This window comes from Paraburkholderia sp. SIMBA_027, assembly GCF_046535315.1.
Taxonomy (GTDB): domain Bacteria; phylum Pseudomonadota; class Gammaproteobacteria; order Burkholderiales; family Burkholderiaceae; genus Paraburkholderia; species Paraburkholderia tropica.
In genome coordinates, this window is sequence record NZ_JAWRWY010000716.1 from 1 (window position 1) to 267 (window position 267).

General features: G+C 65.9%; 1 protein-coding gene. It reads right to left on the minus strand.

The genetic code is table 11. The annotated features are described in order from the left end of the window. Positions 1-253: hypothetical protein (locus tag SB764_RS40910; protein WP_410866887.1), on the minus strand; the 253-nt coding region annotated here is incomplete at its 3' end. Positions 254-267 lie beyond the last annotated feature (14 nt).

Consider the following 267-nt stretch of genomic DNA (forward strand, 5'->3'; position numbering starts at 1 on the left):
CGAGCGGCTTCACGCTCTTCGAAGCGGCATCGCCGGCCACAGCCGGAATCGCGCGCAGCAGGTTCTTCAGGTCGGTATAGTGCCAGGCCTCGACGCGGCGCGTCGGCAGGCCGGACTTCTTCAGATCGTCAAGCAGGCGGTCGCGCGTCGCGGTGACCGCGCCGTCGCCCGGCAGTTCGCCGAACTGGTTGTTGAAAGCCTCGATCAGCGCTGCTTCCGCAGCAGTCAGGCGGCTCGTCGTCTGCATGTTCATGGACGTCGTCCTTT